The sequence below is a fragment of the Pseudomonas sp. 67(2021) genome (assembly GCF_017491835.1).
Classification (GTDB): domain Bacteria; phylum Pseudomonadota; class Gammaproteobacteria; order Pseudomonadales; family Pseudomonadaceae; genus Aquipseudomonas; species Aquipseudomonas atacamensis.
Genome location: NZ_JAFGYL010000015.1, coordinates 131840 through 153990 on the forward strand (window position 1 = coordinate 131840; position 22151 = coordinate 153990).

General features: G+C 60.4%; 26 protein-coding genes and 1 pseudogene. 1 reads left to right on the forward strand and 26 read right to left on the reverse strand.

Annotated features, from left to right (window positions below; genetic code table 11):
- Positions 1-9: 9 nt before the first annotated feature.
- The 16 genes from J5M66_RS18770 to J5M66_RS18845 all read right to left on the reverse strand — a co-directional run bounded on the left by J5M66_RS18770 (position 10) and on the right by J5M66_RS18845 (position 13035).
- Entirely contained in the window at positions 10-483 is a 474-nt protein-coding gene (locus J5M66_RS18770) for a phage tail assembly chaperone (protein ID WP_207808250.1), read from the reverse strand.
- Positions 483-1409 carry a hypothetical protein gene (locus tag J5M66_RS18775; protein WP_207808249.1) on the reverse strand — a complete coding sequence of 309 codons (927 nt, stop codon included), beginning with the start codon at positions 1407-1409 and terminating at the stop codon, positions 483-485. Before J5M66_RS18775 ends, J5M66_RS18770 begins: the two co-directional genes overlap by 1 nt.
- Before the next feature lie 123 nt (positions 1410-1532).
- A complete protein-coding gene (locus J5M66_RS18780; RefSeq protein WP_207808248.1) occupies positions 1533-2048 on the reverse strand; it encodes a phage tail protein in 516 nt (171 codons plus the stop codon).
- Entirely contained in the window at positions 2045-3202 is a 1158-nt protein-coding gene (locus J5M66_RS18785; RefSeq protein ID WP_207808247.1) for a phage tail protein, read from the reverse strand. The genes J5M66_RS18780 and J5M66_RS18785 overlap by 4 nt, the downstream gene beginning before the upstream one ends.
- 13 nt (positions 3203-3215) lie before the next feature.
- Entirely contained in the window at positions 3216-3815 is a 600-nt protein-coding gene (locus tag J5M66_RS18790) for a putative phage tail protein (protein WP_042607028.1), read from the reverse strand.
- Positions 3803-4849 (reverse strand): baseplate J/gp47 family protein, encoded by a 1047-nt coding sequence (locus J5M66_RS18795; protein ID WP_123443020.1) that lies wholly within the window; start codon positions 4847-4849, stop codon positions 3803-3805. The genes J5M66_RS18790 and J5M66_RS18795 overlap by 13 nt, the downstream gene beginning before the upstream one ends.
- A complete protein-coding gene (locus tag J5M66_RS18800) occupies positions 4839-5237 on the reverse strand; it encodes a phage GP46 family protein (RefSeq protein WP_071174563.1) in 399 nt (132 codons plus the stop codon). Before J5M66_RS18800 ends, J5M66_RS18795 begins: the two co-directional genes overlap by 11 nt.
- Complete coding sequence (locus tag J5M66_RS18805) at positions 5237-5746, reverse strand: phage baseplate assembly protein (RefSeq protein WP_123443021.1); 510 nt, start codon at positions 5744-5746, stop codon at positions 5237-5239. Before J5M66_RS18805 ends, J5M66_RS18800 begins: the two co-directional genes overlap by 1 nt.
- Positions 5747-5888: 142 nt before the next feature.
- A complete protein-coding gene (locus tag J5M66_RS18810) occupies positions 5889-6932 on the reverse strand; it encodes a phage baseplate assembly protein (protein WP_207808246.1) in 1044 nt (347 codons plus the stop codon).
- Between the two features lie 3 nt (positions 6933-6935).
- The gene (locus J5M66_RS18815; protein ID WP_207808245.1) at positions 6936-8174 is read right to left on the reverse strand and encodes a DNA circularization N-terminal domain-containing protein; all 1239 of its coding nucleotides are present in this window, start codon (positions 8172-8174) and stop codon (positions 6936-6938) included.
- The gene (locus tag J5M66_RS18820) at positions 8171-9937 is read right to left on the reverse strand and encodes a phage tail protein (protein WP_207808244.1); all 1767 of its coding nucleotides are present in this window, start codon (positions 9935-9937) and stop codon (positions 8171-8173) included. The genes J5M66_RS18815 and J5M66_RS18820 overlap by 4 nt, the downstream gene beginning before the upstream one ends.
- A gap of 130 nt (positions 9938-10067) precedes the next feature.
- Positions 10068-10364, reverse strand: a complete 297-nt coding sequence (locus J5M66_RS18825; RefSeq protein WP_024011858.1) for a phage tail assembly protein — start codon at positions 10362-10364, stop codon at positions 10068-10070.
- On the reverse strand, positions 10361-10708 hold the full coding sequence (locus tag J5M66_RS18830) for a phage tail tube protein (RefSeq protein WP_007908779.1): 348 nt from the start codon (positions 10706-10708) through the stop codon (positions 10361-10363). The genes J5M66_RS18825 and J5M66_RS18830 overlap by 4 nt, the downstream gene beginning before the upstream one ends.
- 67 nt (positions 10709-10775) lie before the next feature.
- Entirely contained in the window at positions 10776-12272 is a 1497-nt protein-coding gene (locus tag J5M66_RS18835) for a phage tail sheath subtilisin-like domain-containing protein (RefSeq protein ID WP_207808243.1), read from the reverse strand.
- Positions 12272-12454, reverse strand: coding sequence for a DUF2635 domain-containing protein (locus J5M66_RS18840; protein WP_016771429.1), 183 nt, complete (start codon positions 12452-12454; stop codon positions 12272-12274). Before J5M66_RS18840 ends, J5M66_RS18835 begins: the two co-directional genes overlap by 1 nt.
- Positions 12451-13035, reverse strand: a complete 585-nt coding sequence (locus tag J5M66_RS18845) for a hypothetical protein (protein ID WP_207808242.1) — start codon at positions 13033-13035, stop codon at positions 12451-12453. Before J5M66_RS18845 ends, J5M66_RS18840 begins: the two co-directional genes overlap by 4 nt.
- A 41-nt stretch (positions 13036-13076) precedes the next feature.
- Between J5M66_RS18845 and J5M66_RS27000 the strand changes: the two are divergent.
- Positions 13077-13181 (forward strand): annotated as a pseudogene (locus J5M66_RS27000) (metal ABC transporter ATP-binding protein); the annotation flags it as partial.
- 27 nt (positions 13182-13208) lie between these two features.
- On the opposite strand, the gene J5M66_RS18850 reads toward J5M66_RS27000, so the two are convergent.
- The 10 genes from J5M66_RS18850 to J5M66_RS27005 all read right to left on the reverse strand — a co-directional run.
- Positions 13209-14237 (reverse strand): phage late control D family protein, encoded by a 1029-nt coding sequence (locus J5M66_RS18850; protein WP_206420970.1) that lies wholly within the window; start codon positions 14235-14237, stop codon positions 13209-13211.
- Positions 14238-14246: 9 nt separating this feature from the next.
- Positions 14247-14459, reverse strand: a complete 213-nt coding sequence (locus J5M66_RS18855) for a tail protein X (RefSeq protein WP_024011853.1) — start codon at positions 14457-14459, stop codon at positions 14247-14249.
- Positions 14452-14835, reverse strand: coding sequence for a phage tail protein (locus J5M66_RS18860; protein WP_207808241.1), 384 nt, complete (start codon positions 14833-14835; stop codon positions 14452-14454). Before J5M66_RS18860 ends, J5M66_RS18855 begins: the two co-directional genes overlap by 8 nt.
- The gene (locus J5M66_RS18865) at positions 14835-17096 is read right to left on the reverse strand and encodes a phage tail tape measure protein (protein ID WP_207808240.1); all 2262 of its coding nucleotides are present in this window, start codon (positions 17094-17096) and stop codon (positions 14835-14837) included. Before J5M66_RS18865 ends, J5M66_RS18860 begins: the two co-directional genes overlap by 1 nt.
- A 128-nt stretch (positions 17097-17224) precedes the next feature.
- The gene (locus J5M66_RS18870; protein WP_207808239.1) at positions 17225-17806 is read right to left on the reverse strand and encodes a phage tail assembly protein; all 582 of its coding nucleotides are present in this window, start codon (positions 17804-17806) and stop codon (positions 17225-17227) included.
- 152 nt (positions 17807-17958) lie between these two features.
- A complete protein-coding gene (locus J5M66_RS18875) occupies positions 17959-18465 on the reverse strand; it encodes a phage major tail tube protein (RefSeq protein ID WP_039762530.1) in 507 nt (168 codons plus the stop codon).
- Positions 18465-19631 carry a phage tail protein gene (locus tag J5M66_RS18880; protein ID WP_110645911.1) on the reverse strand — a complete coding sequence of 389 codons (1167 nt, stop codon included), beginning with the start codon at positions 19629-19631 and terminating at the stop codon, positions 18465-18467. Before J5M66_RS18880 ends, J5M66_RS18875 begins: the two co-directional genes overlap by 1 nt.
- 2 nt (positions 19632-19633) lie before the next feature.
- A complete protein-coding gene (locus tag J5M66_RS18885; RefSeq protein ID WP_123443032.1) occupies positions 19634-19819 on the reverse strand; it encodes a hypothetical protein in 186 nt (61 codons plus the stop codon).
- Positions 19820-19914: 95 nt separating this feature from the next.
- Positions 19915-20337 carry a hypothetical protein gene (locus J5M66_RS18890; RefSeq protein WP_024011849.1) on the reverse strand — a complete coding sequence of 141 codons (423 nt, stop codon included), beginning with the start codon at positions 20335-20337 and terminating at the stop codon, positions 19915-19917.
- A 215-nt stretch (positions 20338-20552) separates the two neighbouring features.
- Positions 20553-22151 (reverse strand): phage tail protein (locus J5M66_RS27005; protein WP_243433547.1); only part of this gene is annotated, 1599 nt, incomplete at its 5' end.

Genomic DNA, 22151 nt, shown 5'->3' on the forward strand with positions numbered 1-22151 from the left:
CCCGCCCCATCAGCCATTAACGTCTGTTAGCCAAAGCGGCGTCTTCGGCCTGGATTGCACTGCCGGGAAAGCTGGTGAATCAGGCCAGTCGCGCAACGCTTGGCGATATTCGAGCAGCTCCAGATATTGCGTGGCCTGAAGATAGGTGCCCCGCCCGAGCACCTGCTCGTCACGATGGCGCGTAACCAGCCATTCGGTCGCTGCCAGCGCGGCCTGGCGCCAATCGCGTGCGGGTGTGGGTGTGGGCGATGTCGGTTCTGCACTGATAGAGGCTTTGAGAACCACCGAGTCTTGCGGTGTCGCCAATAGATCCTCCGTGACCGGAAACGCACGGAGCGGCTGGCCGATTTCGATCTTCTGGCCATCAGCCACCAGAACCATCGACTCCACAAAGGATGGTGCAAACAACTGGCTGATGACGTACTCACCGGTATCGATCCGTTCGACGACCACGCCATTTTCGACCCGAGCATAAATAGCCATTATTCGTACTCCCAGATTTCACAGAAGGCGTTGCCGCCGGCGCCGCTGAGTACGGCAGCCGAAGCGTTGGTCGAACAGGAGCCGCTGCCGCCGGAACCGCGTCCGCCGGTGATGCCAATCTCGTTGACCCCCACTCGGGTACCGCCACCGTCATACGGGCTGGCACCGCCCGCACCCGAGAGGACGCCCCAGTTGGCGTTGTACATCGCGTATTCACCGGGTATGCCCCGAGCATTGGCAAGATTGCCGCCTGTGACGGCTTGTCCTCCAGCGCCGCCCTGAACGAAACCGACTGCTGTGGCAGTTACCGCGACGGTGAGAACCTGCCCGCCTCCACCGCCCGCAGCGCTCATATAGGTACCGAACGAAGCACCTCCGCCGGCCAGCCCCATTACGTTACTCGCGGCACCGCCGCCACCCAGCGTCACGGGCACGCCTGCAAGTATTTCCGGAGTTACGTCATACAGGCTTTGTGCGAAGGCTCCGGAGCCTCCGCCGCCGCCAATGCCCTGATAGCCGGCGGCGACGGGCGAACACCCACCACCGCTCCCCCCCGCACCGACCAGCCGCACATGGATCCGTCTGGCTTTGGGATTTGGCTTGTAAAGCGTAATCCCGACCTTCTCGAACTGCCTGACCGCCAGCAGCCGCCCCACCGCATCGGTGATGCCGTAACCGGCCAATGTGGTCGGGGTATTTTTCAGTTTGGTGAAATCGACCAGTGCACCGATCGCACTGGCGAGTTGATCCGTTTTGGCCTCATCGGGTGTCAACCCGGCCGCCTTGATCACGTTGAGAATCTCTTGTGTAACGCTGTTGCCCCACGCAGCGGGAATCAACGAACCCGGCGTTCCCGCCACCGGGTTTTCATCGACGAAACGGCCGTCGACCAGGCCGACGCTTGGGACGCTTTTTGGATAGTCCATAGATTGTTCGTTCCTGTGCAATGACAAATGAGCCGTGCCTGCGCACTGGCAAACACAGGTCTGGTTCGGAAAATAAAAAGCCCACATCGAAGTGGGCTTGGGTGAAGCGGGAGGAAATATCGCTTAGCTGGAAAGACCGCTGGCAAGTTCGCCCATGGCAATCAGGGCTTCATCGGCCGCGCTGCGCGCCAGATCGATCTTGCCCTTGCCCGCCAGCGCGCGGACCTGCGCTTTGGCCTTCAGGCGCAAAGTGCGCAGGGTGAGCAAATGGTCAGTCAACTGCTCCGCCTTACTCAGTATCTGCTCGGCGGCCTGTTTGGCACTGCGCCCTTTGGCAACCCACGCAGCAACTGAAAGGGGCACTTCCTTTTTCGGGTAACCGGCGTCCCGAAAAGCCTGAGCGTCTGCGGCCGCCTGCGCGTACTCCGTGGCTTTGAGCGAGTCGCCTGCCAGTGCGGTGCGAGCGTTGTCGGCAGTGGCGTCTACCTTGGCGCAAAGGCGTTCGGCTTCCTGCAGATCCAGTGCAGTCTGCGCATCCGTATTGAAAACCCAGTTCTGCCCATCCCACTCGTGCGCAGCCGAGGGTTGCGGCACGCGCAACTCACCGTCGCACTGATGAAGTTCCTGAATGACGATCATCGAATAAGCTCCCACGAGAATTGCACGTTCACCGCGTCGGAAAAGTTGATGGCAATCCCCACGCTGTAATCAGTGATTGGATGGGTTTTGATGCCCATGCTCAGCAATAGCTCATCGCTGTCGGCATTCGATTGGCCCAGGTTGTGTTCCGCCTGATAGCACTGCCACAGCGAGCGCAAATTGGCATGGTCGAAACTGGCTGCCAGCGTCGAAACCGTGACGTCATTGACGATGTTGTTGGTGAACAATACACACGGTGAAACCGTTGCCGGGTTCCATCCTCCCGGGTTGTTCGAACTGCCCGTCAGGATCGGCGACAGGAAGCAGTAGTTGCCTCCTGCCCACCCTGTGGACGGAAAGGCGACTGAGGTGACCGCCGTCGACGATGGCGTCGGGTTACCGGCGACCAGTCGTGCCGCACGCGCATGTGGATCGAGCGGCAAAAAGATTGCGCCGGTCCCATTCACTGTCTGCGTCCAGGTCAACCGTGCGCGGTTGTATATGGTCCGCACAACCGGCACCGAACCGGGTGCTCCGGTTATTACCCACGCAAGGCACATGTCCAGAGGCGTGGACTGAAAACCGCCGCTGGCAGCGCCGTTGACAGTACCCTTCAGCGAGTCAGGGACGACGTCATGAATGCCGCCGCGTTGCGTATAGAACGTCAGTACCCCGGCCATGACCTGCGCTCGCAGAAAGTAATGGCTGTTGGGTAGCAGGTCCGCACTGCTCCACGCCGTCGTCACGAAGGTGCGCGAGCGTCCGAGTTGTCCGGCCACCACTTCCTGGCCAAGACTGATAAAGGTGCCAGCAGCAATCGAAACCCGGCCGCCACTGGTTGAGGCCGCAGCTGGACTGACCGGCAGACGTGCATCAGCGGTGGCAACCGTAGGCAGTGGCAGCGCTGCCAACGGCAGCGCCAGATCCTGATTCCAGCCTTTGGCGGTTACCGATTGAATCGCCTGCAATAACTGATCGTATTTCTTTTCATCCGGCGTCAGATCTGCCGCCTTGATCACGTTGAGAATTTCCTGAGTAACCCCGTTGCCCCAGTCCGCCGGAATCAACGACCCAGGCGTCCCGGTCATAGGGTTCTCGTCAACAAACTTGCCATTCACCAGCCCTGCACTGGGCACACTATTCGGATAATCCATCCCTCATTCCTCCCTAGTCATAATTGATGTGCACCTTGGTATGCGCCGGCGCGCTGCGGTGGATCAGGCATTCCAGCGCCGAGCCCGGGTTAACGCCGAAGCGCTCGCCCCAGTAGCTCGCACCGTAACGCCGACCGAGCAGCAGGCGGCCGCCGGTGTTGAGCGTCCACATGAATTGCGCTTCCCAGGTGCCCCAGTGCGCCGAACCAAACCGGGCACGGCCCATGCGCGGAGCTTCGTGTTCGGTGATGCTGGCGTTGGGGTAACCCTGGCTTTTGGCGATGTCGAGGTAGTAGCCGACAGCCTGGCTGCCGACCGCGAGCAGGCGGCGGCGTACGGCGAGGCGGCGGTCGTCGAACAGGGGCGTGGTGCCCAGGCACGGGTCGGGCAATTGCATGACGCGTTCCCAGTCCGGCACCAGTTCGCTGACGCCGGCCGGGTCCATTTCGTTGAGCAGGTCGGCGGCGCGCGCATCCAGACGGGCCAGTTCGACGGCGACGCCTTGCAACACTTCTTCGAGTTCCGGCACGCGTTCCGGATCCCATGCCGGGCCACTGGGCAGCAAGGCGCGCAACTGCGCCTGGTATTGCGCGGCGGTTCTTATGCCCCCCATACGCAGCCTCCGAAGGTCAGCAGTTCGCTCTGCCCGGCCGGCACGTCAGCGGCTGGAGCAGTGAGCGTGTGATCGTATTCGCCGCCGGCGCTGCTGATCGCTTCGCGGATATGGCTGATCAGCAACGGCACGCCGAGGTCAGCCTCGCGGTTGTGCAGATCGCGCAACTGCGCTTCGACGGCGGCGCGCACGGCGGTGGTGTCCGGATTGACGCTCTTGAAGCGATACACCACCGGCACCTGAACCGGTCGCTGCACGTGCACTTCCGCGGTCACCGGACGCAGCGGTTCGATGTACTCCTGAACCTCCGCCAACTGCTCATCGTTCGGCACCGGTTGCGGGTCGTCGTCGCGCATGATGAACACGGTTACGGTGCCTGGGCCGAGCAAGCCACCACGGCACCACGCCCGCGTCACGCCCGGCACTTCCAGTGCCCAGGTTTCGTAGTCGCTGGCCGCGCCTCCGTGAGGAATCACCCGATAGGAACGAATCACCCGCGAGCGCAGCGATTCGAGGCTTTCGCGGGCCACGCCACCGCTGAGGCCTGGCGCCAGCACCATAAAGCTGTTGCCGACAATCCCGGCAATCGGTTGCACCGGGGTCAGCGCCAGACCGGCGTCAGCGTTGCCGAGGCTGCCGGCCTCCAACGCGGCAATTGTGGTGTTGTTGCTGCCATTGACCGTGGTGCGCGCGGCGGTGACTTTGTAGGTGCGGCCATCGTTCGCTTGCAGCAGCGTGTCAACGTCGAGCACCGCGCCGGCAGTGGCGGTAAAACTGACGCTGCCGGTGGCCACTTGCGCGGCTTTGCGCGGCTGATTCAGGCGCAGCGCGGCGATGCGTTCCAGTGTCGATTCATCGGCTTTGTCCGGCAGGATCTGCTCGGCAATCCAGTCGAGATAACCGTACAGACCATAAGCGGCGCCGCCGAGGGTGCGGGCGAGCACTTGCGCATCGGACTGGCGCAGCGAATCGCCGGCCAGGTCGCTTTGGGTGCGCTTGATCAGCACCGGCAGCGAAGGGGTTTCAAACGGCATAGATCACCTGCCAACTGTTATCGGGGTTGATGTCCAGACGTTCACCGTCGGCCAGGGTCAGGACCGTGCGCAGGTTCAGGCGCTGGGCGTCGAGGCGTTCGCTGAGGATGTCGATGGCGCTGCAGTGGCCGTCGTCGAGCAGCCATTGCAGGGCTTCGCGGGCATAAAATTCGGCGTCCATTTGCGTTTGTCGGGTCAGCTTGACCCGGCGCAGCAGCCATAGCCGCGAGCCGATGCGATCGTCGGCAACCGTGGGAAAACTGTCGCCCCACCAGCCGAAGCGTTCTTCGTCATCGAGGGCGTCGTCATCAGCGGCGCGACGCCAGGTGAACAGGCTGATCAGCACCGCGCGGGTCAGTGCGGCGTGGAGGTTCTGGCTGATGAACATCACTGGCCTCCTGCCGGCACGCCGGTCTGACCGTTACCGGCCTGCACGCCAACATGCACGTGTTTGATCTGGCTGATGCCGCCGGCCAGTTGATCACCGGTGGAGACGATCTTGCCGGTCTGGTTGATCACCGGCGTGTCGAAGTTCACCGCGCTACTGGCGCGGATGTTCAGCGTGGCGGTTTCGATGTCGATGATCCGCCCGCGCTTGAAGTGAATCCTGTCGCCCTCGTCGGTGTAGATCGCCACTTCACCGGCAGCGAGTGCTTGCAGGCGATAGCGGCGGTCGGCGATGACCAGGGCGATGGCATGGGAACGGTCGCCGCCGATGAAGGTGACGATCCCTTCGGCTCCAGCCAGCGGATGGCTGGTGAAACCGTAGGGTTCGAAGTGTTCGAGGTCGTCGTTGATTTCACCGGCGGTGAGGCGCATTTGCAGCGATTGCAGTTTCGAAGCCGAATTGGCGAGCACGACAGTGCCGCGCGCCAGCAGGCGTGTCAGTAGGCTCATGGGGTGTCCTTGAAAAGATTCGCCCGAATGGGATCAGTGTGGGAGCGAGCCTGCTCGCGAACGCGGCGGGTCAGGCGCTGTGATGTTGAGGCTGGCGACGCTTTCGCGAGCAGGCTCGCTCCCACAGGGTTCGGGGTCAGGCTCAGGTTTTTTTCGGGGGAGTCGGATCAGGATCAAAGGTATGCGGCGGCGCCACTTGCAAGGTGGTCACCGATCCCTGCGCCGACAGCGAATAAGTGACCTTGGAAATCAGCATGTCACCATCGAAATCGAGCACCGGATCCTTGACCTTGACCAGCGTGTTATGGCGCCACAAATCGCCATTGCTTTGCCGCCAGCCCTGCACCTGATAGGTGGTGGTCTGCGCGCGGCCCATGCGGGTCGCGCTTTCCCATAGAGCACGCTGCTGCGCCAACTCAAAGGTCAGTTGCGTGCCTTCATTGATCACCGTGGTGCGTCGGCGTTTGAAACTCAGGTCAGCCGCGGTCGACTCGACTTCGCTGACCGCCGCGCCGCTCTTCGCATCCGAGCCTTTTTGCTGGCCGATCACCCGGTACTCGGAGAACACCTGGCTGAAATCCATTGGCGCACTGGCCGACAGGATGTTCTTGCCCAGCTCCAGCGCATCGCTGGCGCGGCCGCCGCTGCCGGGTTTGGCCAGCACCAACTGGCCCAGCTCGTTGTCGGTGGAAAACACCCGCAGCAGCGAGAGCAATCGGTCGATCGACTGGAATGCCGTTTCACCCGGCACGATGGTGTGTTTGGCCAGGCGTGTGGTTTCGCTGATCTCGTTGACCACTGACAGCCCATATTCGCTCGCCAGATCGCGGACGATAGTCAGCAAGGGTTGTTGCTGCCATTGGCTGGGCAGGTTGCGAGCGGCGCAATCGACCAGATCCTGGGTCTTGGAACTGCCTTCGATGGTCAGGCTGATCTGCCGTCCGTCATAGCGGATCGGTGCTTTGAACACGTAACCGGTGAGCACCAGGTCCTTGCCGATTTTTACCTCGCAGGGGTCGCCGGGTTTGATCCTTTGGTCTACGGCCTCCCCTGGCCATTGCCAGGTGATGTCGAGTTTGAAAGTGCGGAACTGACGCTCCAGATCAGCGGTGATTTCGACGCTTTTCCAGCCGCCGTATTCCATATTGTTGACCGTCAGCGTGACGTGGTTATCCAACTCGTCCATGGTTCACTCCCTGGAGACTTTCACATCGCTTTGCGGGAGGTACAACGGATTGGTCACGCCGTTGCGCTGCACGACTTCGGTGACTCGCGTGGCGTCGCCAAACTGTTTGTACGCTATGACCAGTGCCGGAAGGCTTTCCTGAAAGGTTTTGCTGACCAGTCGCACGCCCGAGGATGCCACGGCCTTGAGGTGCGCAACCAAGGCATCCTGCACGTCACTGATGGCTTGATAGTGCTCAGGATCGGCCTTGTTTTTCGCCCCTTGCAGCGCCTCGACCAAATCCTTTTGCAGCGCCTGCAAATCATCCGTGGCCGGGACTTCCGGGCGGGTGACTTGCTGATGAGCTTGCTGAGCAACGGTGGGCGTCGACGGCAGTTGCATCGCTCGGGTGGCCACTGGCATCGACGCGACCCACTGCGCCACTTTGACGATCAGCGTGTCCTGCACCAGATCGGCCATCGCCTGCGCTGCGGCATTGGTGTCCTTGCCGGTGGTGATCTTCGGCGCATCGGCCTTGCGAATCGCTTCGAGTTGCTGCGACACGTCGGCGATCACGCCCCGGTAGCCTTCCTTGGCGAACGCTTTCAGTTCCTTGATATCGCCGAGCAAACCCTTGAATTCCGCCGCCACTTCCTTGGGCAGTTCCTTCACGGCTTTGACCAGTTCAGTGATCTGCCGGTACTGCTCGATCAAAGGTTTCAATTGCTCCTTGATCACGTCATAGACGCCGGTAAGGCTGTTGCGCAGGTTGGTGATGCCGATCCGCGCTGCCTTGATCAACGTCATCGCCTGTTCGAAACGCGCCACCGCCGAACCCAGCAGCCCGTCGGCCTTAGCCAGCAGCACTTTCTGCGTGCTGACCGTGGCGGTCGGAAACGGCAGGGGTTGGTCGGGATAGAACTTCAAGGCGAACGTCACCAACCCACCGTCCTGGCGGGTGTGGGTCATGTCGCATTCGCCGACCTTGACTTGCAGGCGTCCGAGCCACGGATGCACCAGTTCGCCACGGCCCTGCTCCAGCGCCTTGAGCAACTTGTCGCGCTGCTCGAGGCAATCGGGGCCGATGATGAACGCGGTCAGATCGTGGGTCTTGGCCTGCTGGCCGAGGTCCTCGAAAAACGGCAGGTCGCGTTGCGGGTATTCATGCAACTGCCCTTTGCGCCCGACCGGGGTTTTCGCCTGGTCGACCCAGAAACCGACACCGCGAAAGGATGCCGGCAATAAACGATCACGCCAGTTCATTGGGAACCTCCCATCGACAGTGAGCGATAGCCGATGCGTGAAGACACGGCCAGGCCAGGTTGATTGGTTTGCGGTTGTTCGGTGCGCAGGCCTGCCGGCGCATTCTCGAAGCGCACGGTCAGCCCGCCTTGGAGCTGCGTACGGTTGTTGGCGGCGCTCTGCTGGATCAGCGCGCTGGAGGTTTGTGGCAACGAACCGCTTTGCAGTGTGCCGTTGCCAGCAGGCGCCGGACTGGCAGCGAAGAACGCCGGCGCCAGTTCGCCTTTGCCTTCGGCATTGGTTTGGCGTTGTGCTTCAGTGAGAGTTTCAACCTTGCCGGTGACCTTGGCGATCAGTCCGGCGAAGCCACCGTCGAACAACTCCTTGATCGGCGCGATGACGGTTTGCAGCTTTTGCCACAACTCGCCGAACCACTCGGTGATCGGCCCCCAACTCTCGATGATCTGATCCAGCGGTTTCCATTCGAACAGGCTGTGCAGAAAGTCCACGACCGGCGCGGACAGCGCCAACACAACGCCCCAGAGCGCCGAAAAGACCTCACCGATCGGCTGCCAATACTGGGCAATCTGCTCCAGCGGTGACCACTCGAACAGGCTGGTGAAAAAGCCTCTGACTCGCTGCACAGACGTTTGCAGCGCCATCCAGATCGGTTCGAAGAACCCGACAACTCCACCCCAGGCGCTGGTGAGCATTTCCATCGGGAAAAAATCGAACAGCGTGCGCAGGATATCCCGGGTGCTTTGTACGGCCGATTGCAGCGTGGTGAACATCGGTTCGAAGAACGTCACGACACCACCCCACGCATCGGTAATCATCTGCATCGGCGAGAAATCGAACAGGTTTCTGAGAAACGCCATCACCGGCACACTCAAGGCCTCGAGCAATTCCCAGATCGCCGAGAACAAACCGGTCAGCGGCCCCCAGTTTTCGATGATCATCCCCGCAGGCGACCACGCGAAAACCGACTTGAAGAAGTCGATCACTGGCGCCGTCACGGCCATCACCTTGTCCCAGACTCCGGAGAAAAATCCGGTGACCGGTTCCCACAGCGCAGCCAGTGCCGCCAGCGGCCGCCAGTCTAGTACCGAGCGCAACGTCGCCATCGCACTCGCCCCGGCGTTTTTCACGCCCTCCCACATCCCGGTGAAGAACGCGCTGATCGGCGTCCAGTTGGCCACGATCAAACCGGCCGCCACGGCAATGCCCATGGCGATCAGCATGATCGGGTTGGTCTTGAGCACCATGCTCATGACGTCCATCACCTGGGTCATACCGGTGACCGCGGTTTGCATGGCGGAGAAGGCAATTGCCCCCGCCGCCAGGCCTTCAACCAGTTTCGGGTTGTCGGCGAGCAGGCTGCCGACCTGCGTCAGCATCGGCTCCAGTCCGACCACCAAGGCCGCCACCGCCGGCACCAGCGCAGCGTCCACCGCCGCCGAAACCTTCTGCATCGACGCACTGAACACGTTCATGTTCTGCGTGGCAGCAGTCGGCGTGGCGGGCAGATCGACGGTTTTCGCCGTGTCGCTGACTTCGCTCAATTTGCCCTGGAACGCTGCGGCCGATTTGATGCCGTCTACAAACGGCGTGATCACGCTGCCGCCGTTGAACAGACCACTGATGTCCAGTTTGCCGAGGCCGGTCTGCTCGAGATTGTTTTTAAAACTCTCAACCTTCATGCGCAGGGCGCCCAGTTTGGGCGAGAGTTCATCGATGCCGGTGATCAGCACCGGTTTCGGGGTTTTCTTCTCTTCGTCTGCCATCACTGCACCTGCTGCATCGCATTGATCCGTTGCGCGTGCTCCAGCGATTCGCGGAGCACATCCAGTGGCCTGGCCATCATCTGTTCGGGGTCAACCTTCCAGAACCAGGCCAGGTCATAGGCGACGGCGATCAGGTCGGTGATGGCGCCGACGCCGCACTCATGAAAAAACTCGCGACGGCCCAGCTCAGCGCATTGAGGTCAGCCAGATCGAGCTGGTTGACCGACGACGGCGGGATGCCGGCGCACACGGCGATGTATTTGGCCGCCACGTCCATGTCGAGGCTGACTTCTTCGCTCTTGTCGATCTTGTACGGCAGCGCCTTGATCGCTCGCACTTCCTGCACCGTCGGACGGCGCAGAACGAGTTCGGTCAGAGGCTCGCCGTGGGCTTCGATTGCTACTTGAAGCTTCACGGCGGCGCTCATTGCCAGGTCCCCTTGATGCCTTCGAATTTCAGTTCGATGGTGGCGTCGTCGCCCTTGGAGACTGGCTCCTCGACCAGATAGGCGCCGGCCAGCACGTAGACTTTGCCGTTGCTGAACTCGCAGGTGACCGTGATATCGGTGCCTTCGATCAGCTTCTTCAGCGGGAAGTCGGCGGTGTGCAGCGCGGTCACTTTGAACGACGGCGCGATGTCGGTTTCCTTGTAGAAGCCGGGTACGACGGTTTCGCGTTTGACCGCCATCAGCGGGGCTTCGCAGCCGCCATTGATAGTAAGTTGTGCGCCGTCGACCTTGACGTAGCAGGTGCCTGCAATCAGTTGACCCATGGTGTTTCTCCCTTCAAATAAAAAGCCCACGCAAGGTGGGCTGAATGCTTAACGCCGACTGCGCGGATCAGGCCGCGTCGTCGTACTGCAGACGGAACTGGTTGAGCAGTGCGAACACGCGCAGGCCGTTGATGTAATCCGGCGGGAACAGCACGTTCACGCGGCTCGGGTCCTGCACGTCGCGCTCGACAATCAGGTGCTCGGCGAACAGCTCGGCGTTCTCCACGTGGCCTTCGAGTTCGAGTTTGGCGTACTGCGCGATCAGCTCACCGCGAATGGTCGCTGGCGTGACGATCGGTTGGCCGGCGCCGAAACGGGTGCCGTCGGAGGCCAGTTTGTGGCGGCCGTATTTGCTGGTGATCACGCTTTGCAGACGACGCACGATGAACGCCGACTGGTGCATGGTTTCGCTGTCCAGATAGGAGTTGTCGGCCTGGCCGTAGGCGTTCTTCTGGTAGGTGGTGATCGAGCGCTGGATGCGCACGTAACCGCCTTCGTAGTACGCGGTGGCGATGCCGTAGTTGAGCAGCGACTGACGCTCGGTCAGGGTGAAGCGCTCGCTGGCCGGCGCCGGGTCAACACCCGGCAGGCTGCCGCTTTGCGTCGGACGGCTGGCGTCGGCGGAGATGAACACCGCCGTGCGCGCAGCCAGCGCGGCGGCCTGCACCCAGAACGGTTGCGGTACGCCCGGCTCCAGCGCCTGAATGGTCATGTGCTGATCGTTGCGGGCCTGGCCTGCGGCGACCAGAGTGCCAACGGTGCCGCGCTTGGCGCTGTAGACGTGACCGAACAGTTGCTTGGCCCACGACCAGCGACCGGTGCTGTCATCCATGACCGCTTGCCAGGTATTGAGGGTCGCCAGATCGGACCACGGCAAGGCGATGAATTCGAATGGCTCATCGCCTAGAGCCGCGACGGCGGCGATCTGATCCGGCACACCGGCGCCGCCGATCATGGCGCTGATTGCGCTGGTCAGACCGGCCGGAGTTTCTTCGCCGTTGCTCTTGCCCAGGCGATTGAATTGCAGGCTGATGTCGTTGCCGCTGTCGCCGGTCCATTTGGCGGTCAGGGTGACCACGCCTTCTGCAGCGGCTGCGCTGACCGGCAGGTCGGCAGTGGCGTTGATTTTCTGCGCCAGTGCGGTTGCCGCTTGCGCGGCGGTGGCGCCGTTGACCACGGTTGCCTGCACACGCACGCCGCCGACATACAGGTTGAGCATGCCCGCCTGAGTTGCGGTGCCGGTCAGGGTCAACACACCTTTGGCGATAGCGCCTTCAGTGTTGTGCAGCGGCAGGCACCAGATCTCGCCGATCGGGTCAGCCTTGCGGAAGGTTTCGTACATCGAGGCGAGCATCGAGCCCTGGCCGCCGATGCTTTTCGCCAGCGCCACGCTGGAAACCAGCACCAGTTTGCCGACTTCAGTCGGGGCAATATTGTCGTTGACCTGGGCGACGATCAAACGGCGCATGGCCGAGGTCGCGCTGTTGGCGGCCGAGTTGTCCATTTCGGCATAGAACAGCGGCACACGAATGTCCGCCGGGATGTTGCTGAATCCGATCGCCATCATTTGGCTCCCTGTGGTTTAGCCGCTTTTGCGGTTTTGAGTGTGATATCGCCGTCGGCCAGACGCCGGCGCCACCAGGCGCTGTCCAGCACGTCACGGCCTGCAGCCGGCAACAGGTCGCCGGCCTCCGGGTCAGGTACGACACGGCCAGCGGCCGGCACTACGGTGATGCGGTTGCTCATGGGGTTACGTCTCCAGAGAAAGTCATTTCCACCCGGCCATCCGGACCCGGGCGTTGCAGGTTGGGGTCGGCCGGATCGATCGCATCGACCCGCACCGTCATCCCGGTAAAGGACGACAAAGCGTCCAGTTCGCGCTCGTGCCAACTCTCCGCAGGCTGACTTGGCAGATTGCGGCCGAGCTGGAACTCGGCATAAAAACGCAGCCGATAGAAGGCGCGGCTGCTATTGATCGAGACCATCTCGCCGCCGTCGTAGACGATGGCGCTGTAGGTGGCATCAGGTTTGAAACCGACCAGCGCGCGCCACAGTTCGGCGCGCAGGTCTTGCAACAGATCCAGCGCTTTTGTAGCGTCGGTGGCGTCAAGGGCCAGGACGATTTCGAAGCGATCGCGGATTGGTTGGGTGGTGAGGTTTTGGGCGGTGCTGTTGCTGGCCAGATCGGCGATTGGCAGCACGTGGGCCGAAGGTGTTGGCAGATCCGGGTTGCCTTGCAGCAACGCCAGATCGACACCCACCGAAATGTGATTGGCAAGCCCAGGGCATTGCCCACGCAGTTGCGTGAGGATCGGGGTGATCTTCATGGGGGTGTTCCAGAGTTGAGTCAAATGCGGTCTGCAGATCACTGCAAACACCTGTGGGAGCGAGCTTGCTCGCGAAAGCGGTGTATCAGTCGAATCGTGTTTTGAATGACAGAATGCATTCGCGAGCAAGCTCGCTCCCACAGGTATCTTCACCGCTGTGAAATTGAGGTGAATCAGTCTTTGGAATCGGCCTTCGGATCCAGGCACGACGCATCAATCAGGCAGCGATAGCTGTTCTCGCGACTGCCGCTGGCGGTGACCTTGTCGATCGACCAGCGTCCGCGCATGAAGTCCGGCCAGCTCTCATCAAGCAACAGCAGACCTTCGGCCGCCAGGCGTGGATCGCCCGGGCAGGTGATTTTCACTTTGTACCTCTGGCGCAACATCTTGCGTACTTCGCCCTCGGCTACTGCGATGGCATCCGCTTCGCTGGGCTGCTTCTGGCGCAGCGTCTTGAACGGCGCTACGCCCGTCTCGACCCAACGCAACACCCCGGCCGCCGCATCCCAGAAACAGGTCTTGCAGCCCTTGGCCTGCTCGCGGGCCGATTCTTCCAGCGTGGCGCTGATGAATGCGTGATCACCGGGACGATTGTTGTGGGTAACCGAGAGCGTCACGTCCGGCAGAATCTGCCCCGACAACGACTTGGTCTGCCCGGGCCGCGCCAGCACATAGACATCGCCATACGGCTTGGCGACGACGTTGTATTTTTTCGCCAGCCGCGTGACGAAACCCATATCAGTTTCGTTGGACTGGTCGATGTGCTCGATGCGGATCAACGAAATCTCCGGCGCGACCCGTGGCGAAAAGCCGTGCAGCTCCACCAGCTTGCGAAATAATCCACCCAGCGTCGTTGGCCCATGACTGGCGGTGCGGCGCTGCTTGAAGCCGGTTTCATCATCCTTGCTGAACGGCGCCGCGGTGGCCACTACGGTCAGGCGAAACGGAAAAAGTGTCGGCGTCAGACGCGTCACTTTGAACTGGCCTTTATCGACCATTGCGGTTTCTCGATAACCGACTTGCAGGCCAATTTTTCCACCCAGACTCGGCAGCCCTTCAAGGCCCTCGAGATCGATGGTCAGCGTCAGCTGATCGGACTCGAAACCGGCGGCATCGATGTGCTCCCAACTGATCAGGCGTTGATTGAGCAGGGCCGCGTTGGCCCCGTAGATATTCACTGCCGGCGTGAATCCCAGTGCCATGCAACCTCCTTAATCCCAGGCCGTCGCCGCCTTGATCACGGCGGGTTTCACATCCAGTTCCGGTAGCACGATCCAGACGCCGGCGGGCAGAATCGGCCCGTGTTCGGCCAGGGTCGGGTTGAGCTTCCACAGCGCTTCTTCGGCAGCGTCATCACTGCGCCCGATTTCGCGGTAGAGCAGCAGATTCACCGAATCACCGGCCACGCTTCGTGCTTTACGCATTGTGGAACTCCGCTAATTCGATGACCCAATCGACTACCATCGCCGTACCGTCATCGATGATCTGGGTCTGGGTTTCCTGAACGCTACTGATCCGCCACAGGCCCCAGTTTCGACCAATCCCGTCGATCAACGGCAGCGGGGTGCGCAGCGCCTGCAAAGCACGCAATTCATCGAGCCGATCCATGGCTACGGCGTACATCGACTTGCCGGTAATGGTCAGGGTTTCCGGTTTCTGTCCGGTCTGGCTGGACTTGGGTTTGCTGGTGAGGATCTGTATCTCGGTCCAGCCGCCGTCAGACTTGCGCAGCAACTGGTGGTACGCAAAGTTGCGCGACAGGCCGAAGATGAAACTGCCCAATGCCATTTGTTGTTTCATCAGGCGACTCCATCGGTCAGGGCTGCGTCGCGGCGGGTGGCGAGGGGGTTGGTACTCATTGTCGACATGAACTGAGTACTGAAATGGTTTTGCATCACTTGAGAGATCACCGCGCCAACTTTTTCCGAGCTGGCGATTTCGCTGCCGCTGATCTGAATCGACGGCGCATAGGTGATCTGCTGGTTTTGCATCTGAGCGTTGCTCAGGTCCTTGGCCACTTGCGCGGGAGGCGCGAGTTTGTCCTCGGCAGGCTTGCCCCATTGTTCACCGACGTAAGAACCGAGCATTCCGCCCAGAGTCCCACCGAGGAATGTCCCAATACCGGGCGCAATGAAAGTACCGATCGTGGCGCCAATGGCAGTGCCGGCCAGCTCGCCGGCGGCACCTTTGACCGCTTGGTCATCGCCTTCGCGCCAACCTTTCAGTCCGGTATAGGCCGCGTGCGCAATGGCCAGCGGCGCTCCCAGTTTTACCGCCGGCAGCGCTTGGGCGATTTTTGGCATGACCTTGGCGCCAACGCTTTCGACCAAGGGCATAAGCTTGGCAACGGGGCCTTTGAGTCGCGATACCATCTCGCTGTTGCCCAAGCCATCGGTGAACAGTTTGAAGCCCATTTTGATGTCATCAAACAGAGGCGCGACCTTGGCCGTGAGCCCCCCCAAACGACTGCTCCCACTGGCGCGTGGAACTGTCGTGCGCGCCGATGTTCTGGCCGGCGAGCGTCGACCCGGTCGACGACCCGCTCGTTTGTTTTTCCGCCTGCCATCAGAGACATCGTCACCGACGATGGCATCAGCAATATCGGGGGGTAATCGCGTCGTCGCCAGACGTAACAGCTTCGCGGAAACGGTGTCGAGGACTGAGGCAACGCCGGTTTTCAGCGCCCCTCCAACAAAGGGAAGAGCAGCGGCACCAAGCAGAACCAATCCTGCAGTAAGCGCCGGGAAAGCCTCCGCCGCAGTACTCACGCCATTGGCCGGCGCGGTGAGCACTACTGCGGCACCATCGGCCAACGGCGCCAATGCAGTGCCGAATGCGGTGGTCATCCGGGTCAGACTCGCATCGAGCGCATTCCAGCGCCCTTGCGACGTATTGCCAAATACTTCGGCGGATTTCGCGGCGGCCCCCGAATCGGCGCCCAGTTCCGATGTCGCGTATTGGCGCTTGTCGGCCACTTGGGAGAATGCGTTTTTTACATCCTCTGGTTTCTTCAGCAGTTCAAGGACTCTGACGTCGTTTTCGCCAAACAGCGTCTTCGTCAATGTTGCCCGTTCTTGCAGCGGTTGTTTATTGAGTGCCGCAAGCACCGAGTTGATGGCAGCGGGAGCGTCCTTGCGCATCTCTCCTGCCAACGATTCGGGATTCAACCCTAACTGGCTCAGAGCCGTACGTTGCTCCGTCGATGCATCTGCGCCCTTCGCCAGCAGCGAAGTAATACCCTTCAACGCGGCGCTGGCGCCCTCCTTGTCTGCGCCACTGTTGAGCAGTGCCGCCGCAAACGCGGCCGCTTGTTCCGGAGTCATACCGGCAGTAATTGCAGCCTCGCCGGAACGTTGCACGACCGAACCGATGTCGGCGGCCTTGGCATCCAGGCCACTGTTGCCGAGATAGCTCGTTGCATCGGCCAGATCCTGGCTCTGATAGCGATCCAGCTTCAGCGATGAACGCCAGGCCGCCAACATCTCGCCAGCCGTTTTGACGTCCATACTGAACGCCGCTGCGTTGATCGCGGCATCACGGGAGAACCACTTCAGCTCGTTCGCCCGTTGGTCACCCTTGGCGCCATCGGCAATACCGGATCGTGCTGCGGCGACTTGGACTTGCAACAGGTCAGCGTTGGTGGCACCACTGGCCGCCACCTGTTTCTCGCTGGCGAGTTCTAGAGTGCTTTGTGAATGCGTTTGCAGTTGGTCGTTACTCATCTTGAGCAACTGATTGAGTTCAACCAGCGCAGTCTCGTTGGCCATCGCCGGCTGCATCAGCTTCGGCGGCGGACGCTGCTCGATCCCGGCGTTGAGTTTTGACTTTGGTTCGCTCGTCGCGACCGGTGCAGCGCCAGCCTTGAATAGCGATTGCTGGCTTGCCAACAACTCGCGAAGCTTGATCTGTTCCTGGGTCAGCAAACGAATATCCACGCTTGCCAACGCTAGCGTCACATTCAAATCCTGCAGCGGTTTGCCGAGGTTGTCGGGCAACGAAAATCCGTCCGTTGCATTGCCGCTCTCACCGGCGTACGTGAGTGCATATTTGCTCTCTGCCATGCCGCTCTACTCCTGTTTCACGCCAAGGCGAGTGATCGCTATGTCGTAGCGGCGCAACGCCTTTTCGGCGTCCCATTCCAGAATCTCCGCTTCACTTACCGGGTAAATGAGCGGGACGATATCGAGGATTACTTCGATGTCGCGTTCCGAAAGTAGGCCGCCGGCTGGTTTAAAAAATCGTCGATGCGCACCTGCAATTGCGTCCAGTCGGGGACGGTCAGCTGGGCCAGATCGGGGATCATCAGGCCCGTGCAGTGGGCAGTGATGAATTCGGCGCGTTCCTTGGCCGTTTTCAGTTTCTTCATCACTTTGGTGGCGCGCAGCACGGGCATTTCCAGGCTCAGCGAAGTCACGGTGCGGCCGGTCACGGCGAGCGGTTGCAGCAATTGCACTTGATCGGGATCGTCGGATTTCTCCGCGTCCTCGATCTGGTCGAGAAAGTACGCACTCGGCCGGGTCGACATCTCATGGACGTACTGAGCAATGCTCACGTAGTCCGGGCGTTTGAGCTGATCGAGTTCCTTGACCGACAGGCCGGTGGCGAGCAGCGCCAGCTCGAAGAACTGATCGTCTTCGTCATCGCCGGCGCGTTCCAGCGTTTCTTTCTGTGCGGCGTAGAGCAGCGGTTTGAGCTGGATCGATTCGATCTGCGAACCATCGTCGCCGGTGATCGGCGACAGCAGTTCGTGTTGGGGTGGCATCCACGGCATGTATGAATTCCTTGGTGATTCGTTTAGATCCACTGTGGGAGCGAGCCTGCTCGCGAAGGCTTTGGCACATTCGACATTGATGTACCTGAACGACCGCTTTCGCGAGCAGGCTCTTTCCCACAGGGTTTTGTGATTTGCCAGTAAAGCGGGGTTTACGGCATCAACACCGCACGCCGTGCATCACCGAGGATGTCGACGCCGTTGAGCACGAACTTCTGCGTGCGCACGTCGATGTCGATCACCGGCACGCCGTTTTCAAGGCGGTTGTAGGTGCGGCAGGACAGTTCCAGATTGGTCTTGGGCTTCTCGCCCATTTTCACTGCGGTTTCCTCAAGGGATTTCAACTGGCCGCCGACGGTGTGGTAGGTGAACCAGGTGTTGCCATCCTGATCCTGACCGGCTTCACGCACGTTCAGCAGAATGTCGTCGCCGAGCTTCACGCCCAGCGCCAGCAGCACTTCGGCGCCGAGGCCTTGCAGGGTCAGCTTGGCGCCGAGCGCTTTGCCGCCCTTGGCCATTTCTTCGACGATGAAGCGCCCGCCGCGCATCTCTTCCATGTCGAATTCGATTTTCGGCGGGGTGAATTCCTCAACGGTCGCCGACAACGGCAGGCCTTGCAGGGTGGCCGCGATGGCCTGTCTTACGCGGTTGGTAAACATTAGAGAACGTCCTCCAGGAACTGCTCGATGATTTCATCGCGGGCGTTGAGTTGATAAACCATGTGTTCGTTCGGCGCGTAGCGGCCGTAGTCGATGACCACGTACCAGGTGCCGTTCTTATACTTCTCGACGCTGTTGAGTTCCGGGTGCAGATACACGCTGCCGCCAGGAATGGTTTCGTCGGCGACCAGGGTCTGCAGCCAGTCGTTGATGCGCTTGACCTCTTGATCCATGAAGGATTTGGTGAGGTTCTTGGCCATGGCTTTCTGGCCGGCCTTGACCAGCTTGCGGCTGATCGCATCTTCGAGGCCGACGTAGCTGATGAACTTGCCGGTGATCGAGCGGTTACCCAGCAGCGAAAAGCCGCCAAGCACGGTGCGGGCGTAGTAGCTGACGCCGTAGCGGTTGAGCAGATCGCCTTCGGTGGAGGTGTCGAGAATGTTGTATTCGACGACCCGCGAAACGTCTTCGGCGAAAGTCACCTGGTTGCCCGGGCTCTCCCACTGCTTGACCTTGGCCAGCGCGGCAATCGCCAGACTGGACGGCGACAGGAAGACATTTTTCTTCGCTGCTTTCGAATACACGGCGGGCATGTTGTGCACCACCAGGCAACGGTCGAAACCGAGCTCGGCGCCACCAAGTTCCTGGCTGTACAGCACCTGATCGGCCACCGACACATCCTTGCCGTCCAGTACCACGCGGGCCTTGATGCGCTTGCCGAACGCGGCGAACTCACCGGCCACCGCTTTGCTGCCGGTAAAGCCCGGCGCGCCGATGATGGTCAGGTCTTCCGGGACACTGCCCAGCGCCGCCAGACCGAGCTTGCGGCCAGTGGCCGGCTCGACACCGCCGATCACATTGTTGACCGTGTCGGCCGGCGTAGCGCCTGCTTCGACGATGACTACGTACACCGGCACCTTGACCACTTTGAGGATCTGGTAAACCGCGTGGTACAGCGTGCCCTCTTCCGACCCAGTCGGATCGAGCAGCGCATGGGTGGTGAAGCTGTTGATGCGAAACGGCGCGTTTCGCGGAATCAGCGGATCGGCTTTCGGCGCAGTGCCGACCAGCCCGATGACGTTGTCACCCAGGCCACCCATGGCCTCGGGGGATTCAGTGGCATTGACGGTAATGCCGTTGTGCTCGAAGTTCAGAACCTCAGCCATGTTCAGTCAGCCTTCTTGGCAGCGGCCTTTTTGGCCTGGGTGGTTGGGGTTTTCAGTTCCAGTCGACCGGCGAAGTGCAAGGCACTGGCCTCGACATCGAGCAGATCGAGTTCTTGACCAACGCTCGACCAGTGCCCACCGCCGGTGGGGAATGGGACGAGCACGGTGTAGGTTTGGCGGGTTGCCATGTGTAGTTGCTCCAGAGACGAAAAAGCCCCTTCATGGAAGGGGCCAGGTAGATGATCAGCCGATAACAAAACGCCCCGACGATGCGGGGCGCTTCTTATTGCGGCAGGCCGGCGAGCCATGTCGGCGCAACCGGCCGGTGTTCGCTCAACGGCAATTCGCCACCGGCCGGCCAGATACGCAAGTCGTGACGATAGGTTTGCAGCTCAATGTATTGCGCTGGAGTCAACAGGGTCGGCCAACGCTCGATTTCGTCACGGTAGCGAGTTACAACGCTGTCGGTGGCTGCAATCTGCATGTTGCGCCAGGAGCGCTCATAGCCCTCCAGCTCTTCAGGTGTTGGCCCCGGTCGATCAGCCAGCACCGGATAGCCCTCTTCGTTCATGACGATCATTTTGCCAAGAGACAGACCGTTCAATAGCTCAAGCCAATATTCGCGAGAAATCTCAACGGCATCGCTTGGTATTTCCATATGAATGGAAGGATCGTAGAAACCTTGCATCGATGGTGAATAAAACATGGGTTCTTCCTTGTTTGATGTTTGAACTTTCTAGATCGCCTGCTTGGGCGGCCAGATATGAAAACGCCCACTGTGTGGTGCGTTTATTGATGCGCCGTGATCGGCGCGGGCGGTGTCGAGCGCAGACAGTCCGGAGCGAGCATGTCATCACTGCATCGCCCGCCTCAGGTCTCCGCAAACATGACCTTCCTGCGTATTTTTTTAATGGTTACCCATCAAAATTTGTAACTGTTTGTCGTGATCGCAAAAGCACTGAAGGTTCCGGCGCTGGAGAGGCGATAAAACAGCGTTTGCGGCGACAACAGGGGAACATTCAGAAATGAACCGCCGCCTGCTCCTGAAAAGTTTACGATAAAGGTTTGAAGACCTATGGCAGCGGGTGAACCGGCAAGCGCCATGCTGTAACCATTGGCGGATACCGTTCCTTGAAAGTTTCCCGAAACCGATTTGGCATTCATTGGGACAGCTGCAAAGATTGATAAGCCTGTGAGCGTCAGAACGGGAGCCGTTGTCGACAACACTTGTGTGCCATAAAAAACCTGCCGATCAACTTGTTCAGCGACAGCAAATTGGGCACTGGCATTAGTCGGCAGAATGCTGACGAGCGCGGAAAACGTATATCCGTCCGGAGCAAAATCAGTCAGCAGTTTCGGAGCGATTGAAGTAGTGCAATTGACAGCAATAACGCCGAGGGATTTAGTGGCTGGATTGTAAAGTGCATACACCGCAACAAACCCATTGACCGGCGCAGCGCCTGCAGCCATCGCTCCCAAGCCCTTAACCGCAGCCGACAGGTTGATGCTTTGGTTGAAGCTGGTGAGAACAATCCTTTTCCCGTTCGTATCTCCCAGAACTACATCGGAAGCTGTAAACATCGCGGTAGAAGCCGCAACCGGAATCGAAACCCGAACGTTTCGAATGTCTCCTGCAATGGGTCCATTCAAAGAAAGCTGCTGCAACTGTTCAGAGAGCGCAGCGATATCAATACCTCCCTGATTGACAGGAGCGTTCCAAGCTTTGATACACCACATGACAGCGAGATTGCGAGGGCGAGTTTCAGCGCCGCCGGTGTTGACCGTGTTCGGGGCGTTCACCATCTGCATGGTGGTTCCGTTATCTATCGGCGAAAGGAATGCACCAGCCGAAATACTCGCTGTCCCGCCATTGATAGTCCCCCCCTGCCAATTGCCTGCGGGGTCGAAAGTCGCAGCAGTGCCATCAAAATAACGATGGTTATGCGCTGCAAAGGACTCCGCTTGATATTTGCCAATCGCTCGGCCAGCATCCACTCCGCGGCCATGATCCCAGCCACGCAGAAACTCGCCGCGAGATTCCGGCAAGCGGAAATTGCCCGCGCCCTCGTCACCCTTGTTGTAAGTTGTGCCGAGAAAAGCGGCTAGATCAGGATAGGTCGCAATGCTCTGCACACTGCCATCCAGTTCCAGATAACCGGGAGCGACGATACCCGTCGGGAATGCCAGAACAGCACCCACTGGGACGGCTGACTTCAGCCGTTCAACTTCCTTGGCCAGCGCGGCTACATCGATGGCTCCCTGATTGACCGGGGCATTCCAGGCTTTGATGCACCACATGACGGCAATGTTGCGAGGACGGGTTTCGGTTGAGGTGCGCGCAACTCTCGAAGCATCGAAGAGCATATTGATGACGCCGGTAGCGGCTCCGCCTCCGGGGATTTGCGTCCCACCGGTCGCCGCCGAGCCAAAAGCGCCACCGACCGTGCCCACAGCTGCAAGTTGAACACCATTGTTCGCGGCATATTGTCCCGTGATGTTCTGGAGCGAGTCGAGCTGCTC